At 39.5% G+C, this 20883-nt stretch carries 10 protein-coding genes and 1 tRNA gene; 10 read left to right on the plus strand and 1 reads right to left on the minus strand.

The genetic code is table 11. The features are described from left to right. Window positions 1–36: 36 nt before the first annotated feature. A complete protein-coding gene (locus tag LDB17_RS12090) occupies window positions 37–2532 on the minus strand; it encodes a DNA-binding transcriptional activator (protein WP_252639471.1) in 2496 nt (831 codons plus the stop codon). A 441-nt stretch (window positions 2533–2973) separates the two neighbouring features. Here LDB17_RS12090 and LDB17_RS12095 point away from each other — a divergent pair, with 441 nt between their 5' ends. The 10 genes from LDB17_RS12095 to cas13b all read left to right on the plus strand — a co-directional run bounded on the left by LDB17_RS12095 (window position 2974) and on the right by cas13b (window position 20785). Next, on the plus strand, window positions 2974–4776 hold the full coding sequence (locus LDB17_RS12095) for a carboxypeptidase-like regulatory domain-containing protein (RefSeq protein WP_252639470.1): 1803 nt from the start codon (window positions 2974–2976) through the stop codon (window positions 4774–4776). A gap of 100 nt (window positions 4777–4876) precedes the next feature. Then, window positions 4877–6343, plus strand: coding sequence for a glycoside hydrolase family 76 protein (locus LDB17_RS12100; RefSeq protein ID WP_252639469.1), 1467 nt, complete (start codon window positions 4877–4879; stop codon window positions 6341–6343). A 21-nt stretch (window positions 6344–6364) separates the two neighbouring features. Further along, complete coding sequence (locus LDB17_RS12105) at window positions 6365–9544, plus strand: TonB-dependent receptor (protein WP_252639468.1); 3180 nt, start codon at window positions 6365–6367, stop codon at window positions 9542–9544. A 38-nt stretch (window positions 9545–9582) separates the two neighbouring features. Continuing rightward, complete coding sequence (locus LDB17_RS12110; protein ID WP_252639467.1) at window positions 9583–11637, plus strand: RagB/SusD family nutrient uptake outer membrane protein; 2055 nt, start codon at window positions 9583–9585, stop codon at window positions 11635–11637. Window positions 11638–11660: 23 nt separating this feature from the next. Next, window positions 11661–12473 carry a DUF3823 domain-containing protein gene (locus LDB17_RS12115; protein WP_135104499.1) on the plus strand — a complete coding sequence of 271 codons (813 nt, stop codon included), beginning with the start codon at window positions 11661–11663 and terminating at the stop codon, window positions 12471–12473. A 240-nt stretch (window positions 12474–12713) separates the two neighbouring features. Next, window positions 12714–14888, plus strand: coding sequence for a hypothetical protein (locus LDB17_RS12120; RefSeq protein WP_252639466.1), 2175 nt, complete (start codon window positions 12714–12716; stop codon window positions 14886–14888). A 28-nt stretch (window positions 14889–14916) separates the two neighbouring features. Further along, window positions 14917–17412 carry a glutaminase domain-containing protein gene (locus LDB17_RS12125; protein ID WP_252639465.1) on the plus strand — a complete coding sequence of 832 codons (2496 nt, stop codon included), beginning with the start codon at window positions 14917–14919 and terminating at the stop codon, window positions 17410–17412. 385 nt (window positions 17413–17797) lie between these two features. Next, a complete protein-coding gene (gene tyrS / locus LDB17_RS12130; RefSeq protein ID WP_252639464.1) occupies window positions 17798–19090 on the plus strand; it encodes a tyrosine--tRNA ligase in 1293 nt (430 codons plus the stop codon). 35 nt (window positions 19091–19125) lie between these two features. After that, a tRNA-Gln gene (locus LDB17_RS12135) sits at window positions 19126–19196 on the plus strand. 617 nt (window positions 19197–19813) lie between these two features. Next, on the plus strand, window positions 19814–20785 hold the full coding sequence (gene cas13b / locus LDB17_RS12140) for a type VI-B CRISPR-associated RNA-guided ribonuclease Cas13b (RefSeq protein ID WP_289781715.1): 972 nt from the start codon (window positions 19814–19816) through the stop codon (window positions 20783–20785). Window positions 20786–20883 lie beyond the last annotated feature (98 nt).

Genomic DNA, 20883 nt, shown 5'->3' on the forward strand with positions numbered 1-20883 from the left:
ATTGATTTTTTGGGATAGAACCGAAAGTAAGATATCTTAAATCAAATCCTTATAAGGATGAGGATAGTCACTACCCATTGTTTTCTTATATTCTACAACAAATGCCTGATAGCGGATGCGAGCCTCTTCATTTAGCTTTAATCTTTGTAAAGCTTTGGTCTGGAAAACTAAGGCCTCGTCATTCAACGGATCGATATTGAACAATGCCTCTGTTAGATTTATAGTTGTCTGATAAGCTTCTGTGGTAAAGCTTTTTTCGATTTCTATTAATAATACAGGTTCCAGTTTATGTTCCATGTCTATCTTGAATGTATCAAAAAGAGCCTGATCTGAAGATCTTAGGAATTTACCACGTGTCAGTATCTCTATTAATTCTTCTCTGTTTTCTTCTATACCCGTAGATATGATTTGAATGCATCTTACAAAGTCGCAATAACATTCGTCGGTTAATACTATTTTAAAATAGCCTTTGTCATATACAAATTCAATTCCGTCCAGCTCACCTAGAGCTTTCCTCAAATGATTGATCGTAACACCTCTCGAGTTTTTTACTTTATCTTCAGGCTTGTCGGGCCATATGAGGTTGCTAAGTCGTTGGGAGGTGATACCGTCTTCGATACTATATTGCAGAACAAGAAAAAACATTTGCCTTAGCTTTGTACTAAACATATAGGTAATATCTTTATTGTTTCTATCGCGCACAGTAAACTCACCGAATAGATAAATGGAATTAGGTTTATCAATCCGTTCTTTATCGTTGTTTAGCATTCTTAATGTTTGACTGGTGTTTCTGCTGTTCTTATTTTTCTGGACAAATCTCCTGTATAGAAGATACCCTACAATAGAGATACATATACAAGTTAGGCCGATAATTATTAAAACAATAATACCTGATTCTTCTTTCGGATAATTGGTAAGATCGTCTGCTGTAATGGGCGGGAATGCTAACGAATAAACCTTAAGATCGGAAGATACATCATCGGCAAACTCCTGTACAATTGCATACAGATTATTTAGCTGATGGTCGTAATATAAATTAGCGTTTGTTGTAATCTTATCCGAATATATCGGAATCGAGTCTCCTAGTATTTCATAACTTCCGTCTTTCAGCGAGAAGCGGTATAATTGTAGAAATGACTTCGAAAAATGCTCAGGATAGCACAATGTATAAAAACAAGAATCATCAAGGATAACCATTCCCCGTACAGGTACTACATTGTTTTTATCCCATGGAATTTCCCAGAGCTTTGTTATATGTTTTGTATTTAAATCAACTTTATGCAGATCATAGAAATATTTTCGTCCTACCACCTGTTCGCCGGATTCGTTACCCATCCCTCCGAATACATATATGGAATTTGTTTTCTTCAGATATCCTACTGACGAAAAGTAACGAGGAAGTATTGTATCTCCGCTAAAACCGTCCAGTGTTGACCATTTTCTCTCGTTTAGGTCGAAACAGTAAAAGTTTTTACTATAGTACATATTGCCGAATCCTCCAAAGATGGTGTATTTATCCGTTGAAGGATCGTAGTAAGCCCCATGATGATGTAGTTGTTTAGGCAGTCGCTCAGTGCTTTCTGTTGTCCATTGATAGGTATCCAGATTCAAACTGGCAATCATGGGCTGTTCATCCGTTATATTGTGATACACCTCATATGCATATAGTCTATTGTTTTTCGTATCGATGAAGTTTGTACCCAAAGCAAGGTTTACCGGACATTTTTCATCAAATACTTTTGTCCTTGTTTCACCCGATCTTACATTATATATAGATATAGCATCCCTGTTGAAGTAATATATTTCTTTCTTTTTTACGTTGTAGTTGGCTCCAGCTACAGTTTCAGATTTGAATGAAGTCTTAAAGCTCCAGTGATAAGCATCATTTATCAGCCATTGTGGATTTAATACTTCTCCCAATGCCTTCCCTTTCGAGTCGTGGACTATATTTCCTTCATTCTCTCTTAATGGGAATGTATATTTCTCATTATTCCCCACCGAAAGCTCTTTTATTGCAAAAGAAGGAGTGTCGATAATGTGGTCGCTTTTACCAAATAGAATAACCGGATAGTATTTTTCAGGAAGCCCTGAGGCTGCAGCTCTAAATACCCTGTCGTTTACGGTTAATCTTATCGAATCACTCTTTAGATCAAATGATATTATCATTCTGAGCCAATGCTTATCAAGCTGTTCTTCTTTATTTAGTTCGGCTGTGATCAAGCTGCTGCGCCCTTCTTCATTGAATTTGAATACAAAACTACTGCCTTGTCCGTCATAAAATAAATTATAGATTTTGTCGGATTTCTCATTTTTTATACGAAGAATGTATCCAATTTCTTTTGCAGGATAAAGGGCTATCTTAAAGTCAATATTGAAATAGTTGGAAAAGGCAACGGATGAATTTTTGAAAACATCGTAAGAAGTTCTTTTATCTATAGATTGTTCCCCTCCACAAAATTTTAGACCTTGAGATAAGGCTGTTTGTGAATAAAAACAACTAAGTATTAAAAATATATATAGATACAGTTTCATGGGATAGAAAATACAATTTTCAAGTTAATAAGATTGTTTCCGGGTGACCTCTATAATAATACTCTGTTTTGTGATAAATGGAGAAGGGGTAGAGGTGTCTTATCAAGATATAAAGATATTAAAATCTTTTTAATAGAAAGAGATTCGCTTTTAATACCGTTTTAACTAGTTTTTCATAGTTTCTTATAATGTGCACATAATAAGGTAATAAGCATAAGATTAATGTTTTTTTTTACTTAATAACCCAAATTTAACCCAATAATTAACCTTCGAGCGCCAATCTTTGGTAAAAATGATAACGGGCAATACGTATGTCGAGCCATATCATGAAAGAAAAATAATTTAATAACCAAAATCTATTAATCAACCAACCAAAAATCAGCCTATGTACATTGATGTTTCTAATTAATGTTAACTCTTAACTTTTATAACATGATTTTAATGAAGAAAATTTTGCGAACATTTCTGTTCGTGGCTATGCTTGGCGGCATAGTATCTATAGCAACCTCATGTAGTGATGATGAATCGGAACATGTCGATTACGGCACTGTTACGGGGATTGTATTAGATGAGATGGATGCTCCTATTAGTGGTGTTACTGTTACCATATCGGGTGTAGACGAAACAGTGACAACAGGAAGTGATGGCAAATATACTGCCCAGAACGTATCTATTGACTCCCATTCGGTAAAATTCTCAAAGAAGGGATTTCAAACAATTAGTGTAACTATTACTGCCGGTAAATTCGATGCTAACAAAGTAGCATCTACAAGTGTGAAAATGGTAAATGCGGATTCTAAAATAGTAGGTACGCTTACCGATGCTAAAAATGGTGGTGCACCTCTTGCCGGAGTTGTTGTTAGCATAAGTGCTGATGTTTCTGCAACATCGGGGAGTGATGGTAAGTTTGTTATCGAAGATTTGGTAAAAGGAACTTATACAGTAACATTTACCAAAACCGACTATGTAACAATAACCAAAACAGTAAACGAAAGTGATTTCGTTGATGGTGTTGCAACTGTAGATCTAAGAATGGGCGGTGTTGAATTACTGCGTGGTTTAACCGCTGAAGATTTGGCAACTGCCGATAAGTGGTATTACAATGAATACCGTGGTGGACGTAATGGCGATGCATATCCTCACTGGGATTGGTCTGGTGATTACATGTGTGCCCTTGACTTGAGAGGTGCTTGGGATGAGCAGAATGAGGGGACAACACTACAAATCCGTAATTCTGGTGATGAACGAAACAATCCGGCTAATCTTGATGTTTTTGACTCTTTTGTATACGGTAGTAAAAAAATAACAGAGGATAATAAAATACTTTCCCTTAGAGTACGTACCCATGATGCTGATGAGGCTTCTCCGGCCTATTTTGGAGTACAGGTTATCGATCTTTCGGCAGCAGAACCTACGAATGTGAAGATAGGAGACACAAAGACTCATGGCTCTGGTAATTATGCTGACTATGATTTCGATTTGAGTGCATATGTCGGTAAAGAAGTGATTGTGGCTGTTGGTATCTATAGACAAAAAACAGGCGATTATTGGAAACAATTAGTTCTTCGTGCTATCCGTTTTGCTGATAAAAAAGTAGAGAACTGGGATTGGTTACCGGGAACAGATGTAGTCGATGGATGGAAGCTTACACAGGAAATGGTACGCTCTACGATGGTACATCCAAAGAAATCATTTAGTGGAATAAGTAAAGTAAGTGGTGGTAGAGATAACTATAAAGCTGCTTATCGTTCATGGCGCGAAAATTCTCATATAGCGTTTGAATGGGCTTTTGTCCCTCTTCACAAAGACCCTGAAGTATTCCCTTCCGAAGGTTACTTGATTAAGACCAGAGGTTCAGGCACTGCTGTTAATACCAAAGAGCCCGAAGCATACTTCTATTCTAAGTTTGCGATAGGAGCAGGTAATAATCAGCTGACTTTGAAGACTCGTAACTTTGGAAGTAACTATACATTCTTTAAGCTGACTGCAATCAAAGAAGACGGAACAGTTGTGCATGTTGCTCCAAAATCGAATACCGCTCAAGAAGCTTCCGCTGCCGCAGATGGCTGTTGGAAATTCAAACACGGTGCGGGTGGAGCCGGTGAGCCTGAAGCTTATGCTTCATTTGTATACGATCTGTCACAGTTTAACGGCAACAATGTAGTATTGGTGTTCGGTGTATACAAAGGCGAAAGCAACGGTGATGAAAGTAAACTGGTATTCTATAGTATCAATCTAAATTAATAAAAATGTTGTGGTCTTAGTGAATCCTCTGCATAAGGCAGTACTATAAAAAGTATTGTCTATGCAGAGAGTACACTGAGATACAAGAAAAATAGAAAAAATGAAAAAAATAGTAACAACTATTCTTTGTTCTTTGTTGGTAATAACCGTTGCATGCAGCGATAATCCCGAAATAGACAATGGAGGAGGCAAAAAACCGGGAACTATTACTTCCGATAATCTTGCCGAGCAGAACATCCTTCGTGCTATGCAAATGGTAGATAGTGCCATGCTTTATCATTTCAAAGGCGAAGGAATGGCAATGTCGAGATTTTATAATCCTTATACTAAATCCAATGCGAATAGAGACGGCTCTGACGAAAAGGGAAGTGTATGGATGTACACCAGCTCTATCGAGGCTGTGAACGCAATATTACACGGGTTGAAAGCTCACAAGGAGAAAGGCAAAGCCGAACTTTATGATAAGAATTTCAACCGCTATAGCGAATTGTTGAACAAGCTGTATACCAATGCCGCGTATTATAAAGGAACATTTAGTCTTACTTCATATACGCAGACTAAAGACTGGTCTGTGTACGGCGTAGATAGAGGTAATGCCAAAGGAACTGCACTGGTAGAGGGTATACACAACGTATATGACGACCAGCAGTGGCTGATACGTGAATTACTGGAAGCATATAAGCTTACCGGAAATAATACTTATCTCACAGAAGCCGAATATCTGACAGAATACGTGCTCGATGGTTGGGACTGTGTTCTCGACAGCAACGGTAAAGAGTATGGAGGTATTCCTTGGGGGCCGGGCTATGTAACAAAACATTCGTGTAGTAATGGTCCTGTAGTTAGCCCGTTAGTTTGGCTGTCAGAGCTCTATAAAGGTAAGAATGATGAGATTACCTATAAGTATATTGCTGCAGATAATAGCCGTAAATCGGCAACTGTGAAAAAGAGCGAATACTATCTGAAATTTGCTAAAGCAGTTTATGACTGGCAAAAAACAAACCTCTTGCGTGAAGATGGTGTATACCATGATATGATGGGTGGTTGCGACCCTAACTGTGATGTGGCATACGAAACTGTGAATGGGGTAAAATATCGCAAGCACACCAATCTGCGCGATCGTACAGGGACTCCTTATTCGTACAATTGCGGTTCGATGATTTCAGGTGCAGCCGATCTGTATCGTGCAACAGGGGAAAATGTATATCTGGAAGATGGAAAAAAATTATCGGATGCAAGTTTCAAATATTTTGCAAAACTTGGTCTTAATGTTCCGGGGTACTATACCTACGACCTGATTGGGTTCAACAACTGGTTTAATGGCGTACTGATGCGTGGATATGTAGATGCATACTCATCTTACAAAAACGCATCGCAATATATCGATACTTTCCAGAAGAATTTGGATTACGGGTACGATAACTTCTTTTATAGAGGATTACTTCCTGCAAATCTGCTGGTTGGCTGGAGTCGCGAAAATGTAAATAACAGACTCGAAGGGATGTTTACATTCGCTTTTGCTGCCGAATACGCAACCTTAGCACGATACGAATTGGAGAAAAATTAACTAACTTAAATTTATATTGTTATGATAAAAACACATCATGCCAGAAGGATGCAATTTTTGTGTTCCTGCATTTTAATGATGCTCTTTCTTGTCTTTGCGCCTTCGCTATGGGCTCAAAACAAGACTATATCGGGTATAGTTACAGATGAAAACAATGAGCCTGTAACCGGAGCGAGTGTAGCAATTAAGAATACGACTGTTGGTACAATCACAGATATAGATGGTAAATATACTATCGATGCTCCTGCAAATGCGACTTTGGTCTTTAAGTTCTTAGGATATGGAACGAAAGAAGAGAAGGTGAACGGACGTAGCCTGATCAATGTGGCAATGACCGTTGACGAAACCACTCTCGAAGATGTTGTAGTTGTCGGTTATGGCGTACAGAAGAAAGTTACTTTAACCGGAGCTGTGGCAGGCATCAAAGGGAACGAGATGTTGAAAACTAAGAACGAAAACCCTCAGAATATGCTTACCGGTAAAATTGCCGGGGTGCGTGTATGGCAAAAGAGTGCTGAGCCGGGTACATTCAATAACAACTTTGACATTCGCGGACTAGGTGCACCATTGGTCGTTATCGATGGTATTCCGAGTACTACAGAAGAATTTCAACGTTTGAATGCAAATGATATTGACGATATCTCTGTTCTGAAAGATGCTTCGGCAGCTATATATGGGGTTCGTTCAGCAAATGGAGTTGTATTGGTGACTACCAAAAAAGGATCGAAAGACGGAAAAACATCAGTTTCTTATAACGGTACATATACTTTCCAAAAGCCATCGGGTATGCCGGTTCTTGCCGATCCTTACCAAACTATGACATTGTACAACGAAAGGTCGATGAACAATATCAATGGAGGAAGTATCATCTATAAGGAGGAAGATTTTGAAGCTTTTCGCAACGGCACTCGCCGCACAACGAATTGGACAGACTTATTATTCTCTAATTATGCACCGCAAACGCAACATGACCTAAGCATCACCGGTGGTAATGACAAAACTCAGTTCTATGTAGGTATGGGTTACTTCTATCAGGAAGGATTCTTTAAATCGGGCGACCTTAATTATAATAAATATAATCTTCGTGCTAACGTTACTACTAAGATTCTTGACGGGTTAACTTTTGATATTAATTTAAGCGGTGTTGCCGATGAGCGCAACAATCCATATACAGATGCTGTAAATATCATTCGTACTTATTGGAGACAAGGTGTTTTGAATCCGGCGTATGCTGACCCTGAAAATACAATGCTAAACTATCAAGGGTTGGAAATGCAGGAGAATGCCGTAGCACAAATGACTTCCGATATATCGGGATATAGAAAATATCAACAAAAATATTTTCAATCTTCGGCATCGCTTAATTACGATTTAAGTGTTGTAGCTCCCGTATTGAAAGGGTTATCGGCAAAAGCGTTAGTGAGCTTCAATTACCGTATGGATAACAATAAGGCATATCGTAAAGAATACTATCAGTATGCATACAATGAGGTTACCGGTTCTTATGATCAGGCATTGTTCAATGCCAGTTCGCCAAGCCGTCTTCGCCGCGAATCATATAATAAGCAACAGATATTGAGCCAGCTATTATTGAACTACAACCGTACTTTCGGTGAGCACACTTTTGGTGGAGTAGTTGGTATGGAAACACAAAAGCGTACTGGAGATAACTTCTATGCACAGCGTGAGCTTGCATTTTCTACAGATTACCTTTTTGCGGGTGTTGACGAAAATCAGTTGGGCGGTATGAATATTGGCAACAATGACCTTTATGAAGAAGCTAATGCTGCAATGATCGGTAGGATAAATTATGCTTATGGCAGTCGCTACATTCTCGAAGCCCAATTCCGTTACGATGGTTCTTCTAAATTTGCAAAAGGACACCAATGGGGATTCTTCCCTTCTGTATCGGCAGGATGGCGTATCTCTGAAGAGCCTTTCTTCAAATCGGTTTCTGCCTTGTCATTTGTAAATCAGTTGAAACTTCGTGCCAGCTATGGGGTATTAGGGGATGACTTGTCCGGCGATTGGAATTATGAGTGGGCAAATGGATATAACTATCCTGCTACAAACTCTAACTCAGCTTCGGGATATTACAATCAGTATGCACCGGGATTCATCATCGGAGATAAATATATTTCTGCCGCATCTACCAAGCCGCTTCCTAATGTAGGCATCTCTTGGTACGAGTCTCGCACATTCGATGTTGGGGTAGACTTCGAAGGATGGAACGGATTGTTTGGTTTTGCCGCCGATTATTTTGATCGTCGTCGCGAAGGTATGTTTGCCCGTCGCAAAGGAGATTTGCCTACCGTAGTAGGTGCTGAGGCTCCAAATGAAAACCTGGACAGTGACCGTCATTTCGGTATAGACCTTGAACTATCGCACCGTAACAAGATAAATGATTTTTCGTATCGTGTAAAAGCGATTAGTACAATTACCCGTCAAAAACACATGATCGCTTCCGAAAAAGGACCTTGGGGAAACTCGTACGACAGATGGCGTAACGACAACCTGACTAATCGTTATCAGGGAGTACAGTTCGGTTATACTTCTGCCGGACGTTATCAGAACTGGAAAGATATCTGGTCTTATCCGATTTATAAAGATCGTGGACTTTTACCGGGCGACTATAAATATGTAGATTGGAATGGTGATGGCGAAATTAGCGATTTGGATAAACACCCTTATGCGTATGACCAAACACCGTGGTTGAATTATAGTTTCAACTTTGATTTCGAATACAAGAATTTCGACCTGAATATATTGTTGCAAGGATCAGCACTTGGTTCTATGAAATACCAAGAGCCATTGTACGCTATATGGGGTAGCAATGGTGGTGGTACACTTACTCAGTTCCTAGATCGTTGGCATCCGGTAGATCCGTTTGCAGATCCTTACGATCCGGCAACACAATGGGTATCGGGTTACTATGGCTATACAGGACATTATCCTGATGCAGACTCTGAATTCAACCGTGTAAGCACAGCTTACCTGCGTCTTAAGAGTATCGAATTGGGGTATACATTGCCTAAGATAAAAGCATTGTCGTCTATGAGATTGCGCATGTTTGCCAATGCTTACAACCTATTTACTATAACAGGAGTGAAATTTGTTGACCCTGAGCACCCGGATGATGAATTGGGACGTTTGTATCCACTTAATAAAACGTACACCGTCGGTATGTCTCTTACGTTCTAAAAACTTGTATTAGTAACGAAATAATAAATTTGATAGATATGAAAAAAATATTAATACTGTCTTTGCTAAGCATGTTATTCTTTGCTGCTTGCAACGATCTAGATATTCCGCCAAAAAATCTGATAACCGACGAAGACCTTCTTACCAATGAGTCGGGTATGGATATTTACATGGCGACTATGTACAGCAACATGCCTTTCGAGGATTTCAAATATATGGGCGAATGGGGTGTAGAATTCAACTCATGGCTGGGATCTATGGGTATAGAAGGAACAGGAGAGGCCCTTAATCGTGACGGTATATGTAAGACTTTCACAGGTGAACGCACTGCCTATTGGGGAAATGCATTCTCGTTGTTGCGCAAAGCCAATTATTTGCTCGAGACACTACCTAAATATAAGGATTCATTTCAGGAACAGACATACAATCATTATTTAGGTGAAGGGTACTTTGTACGTGCCTTTGTATTTTATGCTATGGCTCGTCGTTTTGGAGGAATTCCACTGGTAACAAAGGTGATTCAGTATCCGAATGATAAAGAGGCACTAGAAGTACCACGTGCCAGCGAAGAGGAAACATGGGATCAGATTCTAGCAGACTTCGACCAGGCAGCTTCATTGTTGAGCCCAACCAGTCCAAAGTCCGGATATGCTAACAAATATGTAGCTCTGTCTTTCAAATCGGAAGCAATGTTGTATGCAGGGAGCGTTGCTAAATACAACGAAACTGTAACAGGACGCCTTACCGGCTTTGGTCAGAAGACCGGTGTTCGTGTAATCGGTTTCGGTGAAGACACATGGCAAAGTGCATCCAAGAGATATTTCAAAGAAGCATATAAAGCCGCACGTGAAGTAATGCAGACCGGAGGCTATTCTCTCTATAAGAAAAAATGGTCGGCTACAGATCGTGAAGCGCAATACCAGAATATGGTGGATATGTTTAGTGACCTTTCAAGCCCAGAAAATATTTATGTGAGAAAATATATGTATCCAACTCTAACTCACGGGTATGATGCTTATAGTGCACCATTCATATTCCGTGCGCCGTTGTCGTCGGGAACATGTCCTACTCTTGACTTCCTTGAGTTGTTTGACGGATTTGCTCGCTATGCTGATGGAACAGTTAAGGTAACAACAGGAACATCGAATACAAACGGTGATTATATATTGTATGATAAGCCAATGGACTTTTTCAAAAATGCAGAGCCAAGATTACGTGCTTATGTAATATTCCCGGGAGATATGTTTAAGGGCAAGGAAATTGAAATTCGTGCGGGAGTATACACAGGCTCAACACCGGTTAAGCCTTTGTTCAAGGATTATTCGTATGCTAATGCCGAAACCTATTACCAGCATTTGGATGTTTATACACAGAAGCCTAAGACATTATATTTGAGCCCAAAATTTGAGAACCCTGAAAAAGTGGAGTTTAATGGACAAACAATAACAGCTTCCGGAGCAAATGGTCCGTTCTACGATCAGGGAGAATCTGCAATGGCAGGGCTTTATGGACGTAAATGGCTAAATCCTGACCCTGCATTTGTGGCAGCAGAAGGAAAATCGGAGCAACCTTTTATCCTGATGCGCTATGCTGATGTATTGCTCAATGCTGCTGAGGCTGCTGTAGAATTGTCATTGGCAGGCGAACCGTCTCCTGATGGATCAGACTTGTTGAAAGTAGCAACAGATGCAGTAAACGAGATTCGCGAACGTGCAGGAGCAACCAAGCTTACTTCTAATCTTACTTCATCGGTAGAAGGACGCAATACTGTGCGCAAAGAGAGACGTAAAGAACTTGCTTTTGAGCATAAGACCAAATGGGACTTGAGACGCTGGCGTGTACAACATTACGATGGACGTGATGGCTTCTGGGGTGAAACACGGAATAAGGATGCTTACAGCAATAACTCTCGTTATCGTTTCCGTGGATTGTATCCGTTCCTTTCTACTCAAACAGGTAAATATTTCTTCGATGCCCATTTCCAAATGGTAGGTTTGAGAACATTCGAGTATAATCCGATCGATTATTATTTTGCAATCCCTGGCGGAGAGGTTTCTAAGAGCCCTGTAATTGATCAACAACCAAATAGATAATGAACAATAATAAAACACAGAATATGAAAAAAATAGTATTTTATTCTTTAATGTGTGCACTGCTATCTTTCAGTTCCTGCGATTTGTTCAAGATGGACAATTACGAAGAGCCGGCCGAAACACTGGAAGGTGAAGTAGTAGACGTGGCTACCGGCGAGCGTGTGCTTACCGACCAAGGTAGCGAAGGTATTCGTGTACGTCTCACCGAGCTTAGCTGGGGTGATAATGTTACACACAATCCTGATTTCTATTGTATGCCTGACGGATCGTTTAGAAATACAAAGTTGTTTAAAGGAAACTATAATATCCGTATCGACGGTCCTTTTATTCCTCTCATTCGCGAAGCCAGTGGCATACTTTTGGCTGACGAAACAAAAACGATTGATATAAAAGGAACAACCAAGGTGAAGTTTGAAGTACAGCCTTTCTTAAAAGTAGAATGGGTAGAAGAGCCTACTGTTACCAACGGGAAGATAAAAGCAAAGGTACGTGTAACTCGTGGCGTGTCGGAAGAAGACTTCCGTGCAAAGATAGAACCGATGGGAAGTTATAACAATAGCTTTTTGAATATGACTGATATTCAATTGTTCGTCAGCTATTCGTCAACGGTAGGATACCGTGCCCGTGACGAGAGATGGTCGAACCAGATAGAATATACAGGTTCAGCTTTTAACTCTTTGTTTGGTCAAACGATTACGATCGAATCTAAAGGCACTATACCTGCCGGACGTACAGTGTTTATTCGTGCAGCAGCACGTATCAATTACGATACTCCGCTAGGTAGTGGAACCCGCAGATGGAATTACAATGAGCCAATGGAGGTGATGATTCCATAATGTAGAGAAGTAAATCAGATTTAAGGTTTAAAGTAATTGACCTGCCGGTTAGGCTTTAAACCTTAAATTTTTATTTATTATCCTAAATCAGGTTATATTTGCAGATGTATACTAATGAGGTTTGTAATATATAAAGAAAATGCCCTTTGACAAGCCTTTGCTCTCTATGCAAAAAGTTATCTTCTATGTAACTTGATACTGATCTTAAACAAATTAAATTAACTTGGCTATTACCTTATTATGAAAAAGAATGTATTAATCTTATGCCTTTTGGGGCTTGGTCTTCAGCTGGGGGCTCAAACCAAAGACAATGTTAAAACCACATTCCAGACTTCACGAGAGTGGAGACCAACAATAGATACCCGAGCCGATGCGGTGATGGTATATGGAGTAGGTGGAAACCCTTCTGATAAATCGAAAAGAATACCGTTTGAAGAACGTGTGCAATCGTGGCGCGACAGAGGTTATATTGCTCACTTCATGACAGGCATAGCTTGGGGCGAATACCAAGACTACTTTACAGGACAATGGGATGGCAAAATGCATCTGGACGAAGGTCAGGTGCAACAAAATGGAGACACGATATGGCATGGACATATGGTTCCTTATATCGTTCCTACACAGAACTACCTGAAATATATAAAAGAAAGACATGTAAAGCGGGTGATCGATGCAGGCATCGACGCCATATTTATGGAAGAACCCGAATTTTGGGCTCGTGCAGGCTATAGTGAAGCCTTCAAGAGAGAATGGAAAAGCTATTATGGTTTTGACTGGAGACCACAACACGAGTCTCCCGAAAACACATATTTAGCCAATAAACTAAAATATCAATTGTATTACAATGCACTCAAAGAAGTGTTTACATACGCTAAAGAATATGGTAAGAGTCGCGGGATAGATGTGAAGTGTTATGTGCCCACACACTCACTGGTTAATTATTCGCAATGGATGATAGTTAGCCCTGAAGCAAGTTTGGCGTCTCTTGATTGTGTAGACGGATATATAGCCCAAGTATGGACGGGTACGTCAAGAGAACCAAACTACTTTGATGGAAAAGTAAAAGAGAGAGTCTTCGAAACAGCGTTTCTCGAGTATGGCTCGATGGAGTCGATGACTGCTCCCACAGGCAGAAAAATGTTCTTCCTCACCGATCCGATCGAAGACTGGCCGAGAGACTGGGCAGATTACAAAAAGAACTATCAGGCAACCTTTACGGCTCAATTGCTATACCCCAATATAGCAGATTATGAAATAATGCCTTGGCCCGAACGTATCTATGAAGGGCTTTACAGAACAAGTGCGAATAGTGACAAAAAGGAAAAAATACCAAGACACTATTCTACACAAATGCAAATAATGGTAAACTCGCTGAACAGTATGCCTCTGTCTGATAATAAGGTGACAGGCTCTCGAGGTATAAGCGTGCTGATGGCAAACTCACTGATGTTTCAGCGATTTCCAACACACGCAGGATATGAAGACCCTCAGTTGGCAAATTTCTACGGACAGGCGCTGCCTTTCCTTAAACGAGGAGTACCTGTAAAAACAGCCCATATAGAAAACTTAGGTTATAAAGAAGCACTAGCCGATACGAAAGTATTGCTTATGTCTTATTCAAATATGAAACCTTTGTCTCCCGAAGCTCATACATATATAGCTCAGTGGGTGAAAGCCGGAGGTGTGTTGGTTTATAGCGGGCTCGATAGTGATCCGTTTCAGACTGTGCAAGAGTGGTGGAATACAGGAAGCAATAAATACACTGCTCCGTCTAACCATCTGTTCGAGCAGATGAATATATCTTCATCTCCCAAAGAAGGAGAATACAGCTATGGCAAAGGAACTGTTTATATTATCAGAACTGATCCAAAAGACTTTGTTCTAAAAGCCGATAACGATAAGCAATTGCTCGATGTAGTGAAAAGAATGTACGAACAAAAGGCAAATGCAGGGAAGCTGCTCTTTAAAAATAATTTTTATCTCCAAAGAGGAGCGTATGATCTGGTTGCTGTGCTTGACGAAAGCGTGAGTAATGAGCCTTATATAATAAAAGGGAATTTCATTGACTTATTTGACCCCAAGCTACCTGTATACCAATCTAAGACTGTAAATCCGGGAGAACAAGCGTTCTTGCTGAATATAGACAGAGTGGCAAATAAACAACGTCCGCAGGTGCTTGCCGCTGCATGTCGGGTATACGAAGAAAAGGTAGGGAAGGGTTCTTATTCGTTTGTTGCAAAAAGTCCTATAAATACCACGAACGCATCTCGTGTTTTACTACCCCGAAAACCTGTGAGCGTATCGGTAAACGGCAAAGAAGAATTCTTGGCTAACGCATGGGATCAGCAGACGAAGACTTATTTATTAGAATTTGAGAATAATCCTGAGGGAGTATCTGTTAATATTAAATGGTAAATTATATACAAAACAAAAAGAAAATCGCATGAAGAGCATTGTGTTATATCTTCTTCCGCTGTTTGGCTTACTCGCCTGTAAAAGCAGTGGTGTGAAAGATTATGAAGTGGTTAAAAATGAATTAAGAGCCCCTGCGTACCCTTTGGTCACAATAGACCCATACACCAGTGCGTGGTCTATGACAGACAATCTGTACGATGGTGCTGTAAAGCACTGGACAGGGAAAGACTTTCCGCTTATAGGAGCCATAAAGGTGGATGGCGTTGCCTATCGTTTTATGGGTACTGAAGATGTAGAGTTGGATCCCCTTGTGCCAACATCGGAGCAAGGCGAATGGTATGGCAGCTATACGACTACGCAGCCGGCAGCAAACTGGAAGGATAATAATTTCAACGATTCGTCTTGGAAAAAAGATAAAGGTGCATTCGGTACAAAGATAAATGAGCCTACAGCTAAAACAGATTGGACAACCGAAAATATCTGGGTCAGAAGACACATCGTTTTAGATGAGGATGTACAAGGAAAACAAATCTATTTGGAGTTTTCGAACGATGACGATGCCGTTTTCTACATCAATGGTATTGAAGTCCATAATACAGGTTCGACATGCAACAAAAATGCAATGATTAAATTGTCGGCAGATGTTGTGAATGCACTAAAGAAAGGGGATAACCTGATAGCCGCTCATTGTAAGAACCCTGTGGGTAATGGACTGTTGGATTTTGGTTTGCTGGTACAGAAAGAGATGCATACAGCTCTCGAAAAAACTGCTGTGCAAAAGTCTGTAGATGTGCAAGCCACGCAAACGCATTACACATTTGCTTGTGGCGAGGTTGATCTGAAATTGACTTTCTCTGCTCCTCTGTTTATGGATGATTTGAACCTACTGACTCGCCCTGTAAATTACATTACCTATCAGGTTGTGGCTAATGATGGAAAGGCTCATGATGTACAAGTATACTTCGAGGCTTCTCCACGTTGGGCACTAGATCAACCTTATCAGGAGTCGGTAAGCCAGAGCTTTGAAGACAACGGCCTGTTATTCCTTAAATCGGGAAGCAAGGAACAGAATATACTCGCTAAAAAAGGCGACGATCTGCGCATCGACTGGGGATATTTCTACCTCGTAGCCGAGAAAAAAAATGTATCGGTTAATATTGGAGAGAGTAATACTTTGAGAACTAATTTCGTCAACAACGTTCAGGACGGGCAAGCAACCACAGGAGAAAATGAAAAGTCGAAAATGTCTTTGACTCATAATCTGGGCTCTGTCGAAAGCTTTTCAGGAAAAGTAATGATTGGTTATGATGATATTTATTCGATACAATATTTTGGAGATAACCTTCGCCCATATTGGAATCAGGACGGCAATCAGACTATCGCAGGACAATTTCATGCGGCAAATAAAGAATACAACAAGCTGATAGAGAAATGCTATGCGTTTGACAAGGAGCTAATGGATAAAGCATCTCTGGCGGGAGGAAAGAAATATGCGGAGCTTTGTGCTTTGGCATATCGTCAAGCTATTACAGCTCATAAATTGGTGAAAGCACCGAATGGTGATTTACTATTCTTGTCGAAAGAAAACAACAGTAATGGCTCTATTGGTACAGTGGATGTAACATATCCGTCAGCACCGTTATTCTTGTATTACAATCCTGAACTAGCTAAAGGTCTATTGAACCATATATTCTATTATAGCGAAAGTGGTAAATGGACAAAACCATTCCCTGCTCATGATGTAGGTACTTATCCATTGGCTAACGGACAAACCTACGGGGGTGACATGCCAATAGAAGAAGGAGGTAATATGCTCGCTCTTACAGCTGCTATTGCAGCCATGGAAGGCAACGCCAAATATGCGGAAAAACATTGGGATGTACTGACTACATGGACGGATTATCTAGTGGAATATGGTCTCGATCCTGAGAACCAGTTGTGTACAGACGACTTTGCCGGTCACTTTGCTCACAATGTGAATTTGTCGGTGAAGGCTATTATGGGTGTTGCTTCGTATGGCAAGCTTGCCGATATGCTCGGGAAAAAAGATGTTGCCGAAAAGTACACTGCTAAGGCTAAGGAAATGGCGCAAGAGTGGATGAAGATGGCTGATGATGGAGATCATTATCGCCTTACATTCGACAAACCGGGAACATGGAGCCAGAAGTATAATTTGGTATGGAATAAGCTTCTAAAGATGAATATATTCCCTGACGAAGTGGCTCAGAAAGAAATCGCTTACTATTTAGGCAAACAAAACAAATACGGACTGCCTCTCGACAATCGTGAAACATATACCAAGACAGACTGGATAATATGGACTGCTACGCTTGCTGATGATAAAGCGACATTCGAGAAGTTTATCGACCCGCTGCATTTGTTTATGAACGAAACAGTAGACAGAATACCAATGTCGGACTGGGTATTTACAGATAAGCCAAACTACAGAGGATTTAAAGCCCGTTCGGTAGTCGGAGGCTATTATATCAAAATGCTGGAAGAAAAGCTAAAAGGAAGTAAATAGGTTTTAGGCAACTATTTCATGGAAGGGGGTTCACAAATTATTTGTGAGCCTTCTTTTTTATTGGAGTTCATTATTATCAAGAGCCCTAAAAAATTATCTATATAAGAACAGAGGTTCAATAAAAAGGTGACAGAAATAAATGAGATAAAAAGTGTCACTTTTGTCACCTTTTTAGGGTTAAGGTGTTGTTGTATAGGGTAATGTTGTTTTTGGGAATTGTCACCTTTTGTTCCTCACTGATCTTAGAAATATGATTATTAAATAAAAAGAAGTAAAGTATGGATACTAAATTATTTGTAATAACTTTTTTTCTATTCGGAATAAGGTCGTATTTTTGCACACTAACTAAAATTTAGTTACATAGTACATTAATAAAACTGATTCGATGAATTTTGTTGAAGAATTAAGATGGAGAGGTATGATCCATGAAATCATGCCGGGTACGGAAGAGCAACTGCAAAAAGAATTAACTTCGGGCTATGTGGGTATCGACCCTACAGCCGACTCATTGCACATCGGACACTTGGTGGGCGTAATGATTTTGAAGCATTTTCAACGTGCAGGACATCGCCCGATAGCTCTCATCGGAGGAGCTACAGGTATGATCGGTGACCCTTCTATGAAGTCAGCCGAACGTAACCTATTGGACGAAGCAACTCTCCGCCATAATCAGGAATCGTTGAAAAAGCAACTTGCTAAGTTTCTCGATTTCGAGTCTGACAAACCCAATGCAGCCTTATTGGTAAACAACTATGACTGGATGAAAGATTTCTCTTTCCTGAACTTTATCCGCGACATAGGAAAGCATATCACAGTGAACTATATGATGTCTAAAGATTCTGTTAAGAAACGTCTTAACGGAGAGTCTTCGGAAGGAATGTCTTTTACTGAGTTCTCATACCAGTTGATGCAGGGTTACGACTTTCTTCACTTATATCAGACACTGGGTTGTCGTATTCAGATGGGAGGTTCCGATCAGTGGGGAAATATCACCACAGGGACAGAGCTTATTCGCCGTAAAGCGGGAGGAGAGGCTTTTGCTCTTGTGTGTCCTCTGATAACTAAAGCCGATGGTACTAAATTCGGTAAGACAGAATCGGGCAATGTATGGCTCGACAGAAGATATACTTCTCCTTATAAATTTTACCAGTTCTGGTTGAACGTAAGTGATGAAGACGCAGAGAAATATATCAAGATATTTACAGCACTCGATAAAGAAGAGATAGAAGGCTTGGTTGTTGAGCAAAAAGCAGCGCCTCATCTCAGAGCATTGCAAAAGCGTCTTGCTAAAGAAATAACCATAATGGTTCACTCTGAGGAGGATTACAATCAAGCAGTGGAAGCATCAAATATTCTATTTGGCAATGCTACTGCGGATGCTTTGAAGAAGCTGGACGAGGAAACTTTCCTTCAGGTGTTTGAAGGCGTTCCCACATTCGATATTTCGAAAGATGAGCTTGCAGGAGGAATCAAGGCTGTTGATCTGTTGACAGAGCAAGCTGCTGTTTTTCCTTCGAAGGGAGAAATGCGTAAGACTGTGCAAGCGGGAGGTGTAATGATCAATAAAGAGAAGCTGGAAAACTTTGACGATGCTATTGACGCTTCGTCTCTTATAGCCGGAAAATATATAATAGCACAAAAAGGGAAGAAAAATTACTTCCTGTTGATCGCAAAATAAAATAATTATTACTTTTGTACTCGCAAAAGTAATATTGTCTCATGGTGTAATGGTAGCACTGCAGTTTCTGGATCTGCCTGTCTAGGTTCGAATCCTAGTGAGACAACGATAAAGAAAGGACGGCCACTGATTATCAGATAGATAACTAGTGGTCGTTCTTTTGTCGTACGAATAGTCATATGAATAATTATTTTTTGAGTTAATTGTACAGAGAAATAATATAAGTGAACTTCTATAAAGGCATAGTAAATCCTCTATCAACATACATAACTTTACTATATTTTTTTGTGCGTGGCGCTAAATTAGGTTCATTGAATAACACTCAACACAATTGATATTGAGTAGTTTTAAAATTAGAGTGTTTATATAGATGAGGTTTAGCATCTTCCTTTCTTCTATTTGGCAAGATTTTCATTTATAAACAAATAAGAGGGAGGGTACTCTCTAATATGCGAATGCCATATATATAATTTAAGCTATTTTGTCAAGTCTGGATTTATTGTTTAAAAATAACTATAAATAGAATAATTCACCCTTTAAGAGGGGGTAGGCATATGAAGAGCATTAGTTAGAATACCTCTAATTAATACCGTATAGCGATGTTATCGGGTTGTATATTATGCATATAACGTACAATTCATATCAATTAAATAGTTTTGGTTTAGACAGTCCTTTTAGTTCAAATTATTGTATATTTGAACTAATTATAACCCATTATTTATTATGAAAAATATAAATCAAGAACCTCACAGAAAAAAATATAATTTTAATGATCACTCTTGGTATTATGGCGCTTATCTGAATATGGCAAGACATAATCTGTTTTTACTAGTTAATCATATAAGCGAAAAATTCTCTTACCTTAAATTTGATCTGCTAAGTGATGATGAAGCGATTAGTAATAATAAGCATATTCTTGCCAATATTTTTGATGTTGAACAACGAGAGTTCGAGAATGATAGGTTTAAGGTCTATAAATATCTCGTAAAACGCCATTATTTGCCTTGTATCAAAATATTCCATGGTGAGCAAGGGTGCAATCTGGATGCTAATCCTATAGTAGATTATACGGGCTTACATAAGTTTCTCCTCTCTGTTTTTCAGCAAGTCAATATATTTCGGAATTCGTTTTCACACTATTTATCTATCGATTCGGATGGATGTTCGGTATCTGAAAAGGAAGTTGGTGTAGATGTTGGTTTGAAACAGACGTTGAAACAGTTACACGAACAAGGAAAGGCATATTCGTTAAAACGTTATAGTTTAACACAGAACGAAGCAGACTACGAACATATTGAAAAATACTATTCTTTTGAGGTAGGAAGCAATAAGCTGACAAATAACGGCTTACTCTTTTTTACTTGTTTATTTCTTGAGCGTAGTTATGCTTATCGTTTTCTAAAAAGGATTGAAGGTTTTAAAAATGAAACAGAATCCTCTTTCAGAGCGACATTGCAAGTCTTTACGGCTTACTCATTGACACTGACTGACAGTAGGCTAGATTCAGAATATACGCAAACAGCCTTGTTGATGGATATGTTAAACGAGCTGCAACGTTGCCCACAAGAGTTATACAAAAATTTGAGTGATGAGGATAAACAAAAATTTGAGCCTAGTTTAGATGCCGATGCTCAACAAAATATACTAACCAACAGTGTCAATGATTTAGGTATTGGAAAATCCAGTTCAGATTGACCCCTTTTGCCAAGTCTAAATTGACCCCTGAAAAAACTTTATTATTACCCCTAAAATATCCTGGTCGACGGGGTCATTTTTATTTTAGCTTTACTTGT

Source organism: Dysgonomonas sp. Shenzhen-Wh21 (assembly GCF_043392705.1).
Taxonomy (GTDB): Bacteria; Bacteroidota; Bacteroidia; order Bacteroidales; family Dysgonomonadaceae; genus Dysgonomonas.

Bases quoted from the DNA above. Each gene is read 5' to 3' on its own strand.
- LDB17_RS12100 (WP_252639469.1), top strand. From the start codon at position 4,877: ATGAAAAAAATAGTAACAACTATTCTTTGTTCTTTGTTGGTAATAACC.
- cas13b (WP_289781715.1), top strand. From the start codon at position 19,814: ATGAAAAATATAAATCAAGAACCTCACAGAAAAAAATATAATTTTAAT.
- LDB17_RS12115 (WP_135104499.1), top strand. From the start codon at position 11,661: ATGAAAAAAATAGTATTTTATTCTTTAATGTGTGCACTGCTATCTTTC.
- tyrS (WP_252639464.1), top strand. From the start codon at position 17,798: ATGAATTTTGTTGAAGAATTAAGATGGAGAGGTATGATCCATGAAATC.
- LDB17_RS12125 (WP_252639465.1), top strand. From the start codon at position 14,917: ATGAAGAGCATTGTGTTATATCTTCTTCCGCTGTTTGGCTTACTCGCC.
- LDB17_RS12090 (WP_252639471.1), bottom strand. From the start codon at position 2,532: ATGAAACTGTATCTATATATATTTTTAATACTTAGTTGTTTTTATTCA.
- LDB17_RS12105 (WP_252639468.1), top strand. From the start codon at position 6,365: ATGATAAAAACACATCATGCCAGAAGGATGCAATTTTTGTGTTCCTGC.
- LDB17_RS12120 (WP_252639466.1), top strand. From the start codon at position 12,714: ATGAAAAAGAATGTATTAATCTTATGCCTTTTGGGGCTTGGTCTTCAG.
- LDB17_RS12110 (WP_252639467.1), top strand. From the start codon at position 9,583: ATGAAAAAAATATTAATACTGTCTTTGCTAAGCATGTTATTCTTTGCT.
- LDB17_RS12095 (WP_252639470.1), top strand. From the start codon at position 2,974: ATGAAGAAAATTTTGCGAACATTTCTGTTCGTGGCTATGCTTGGCGGC.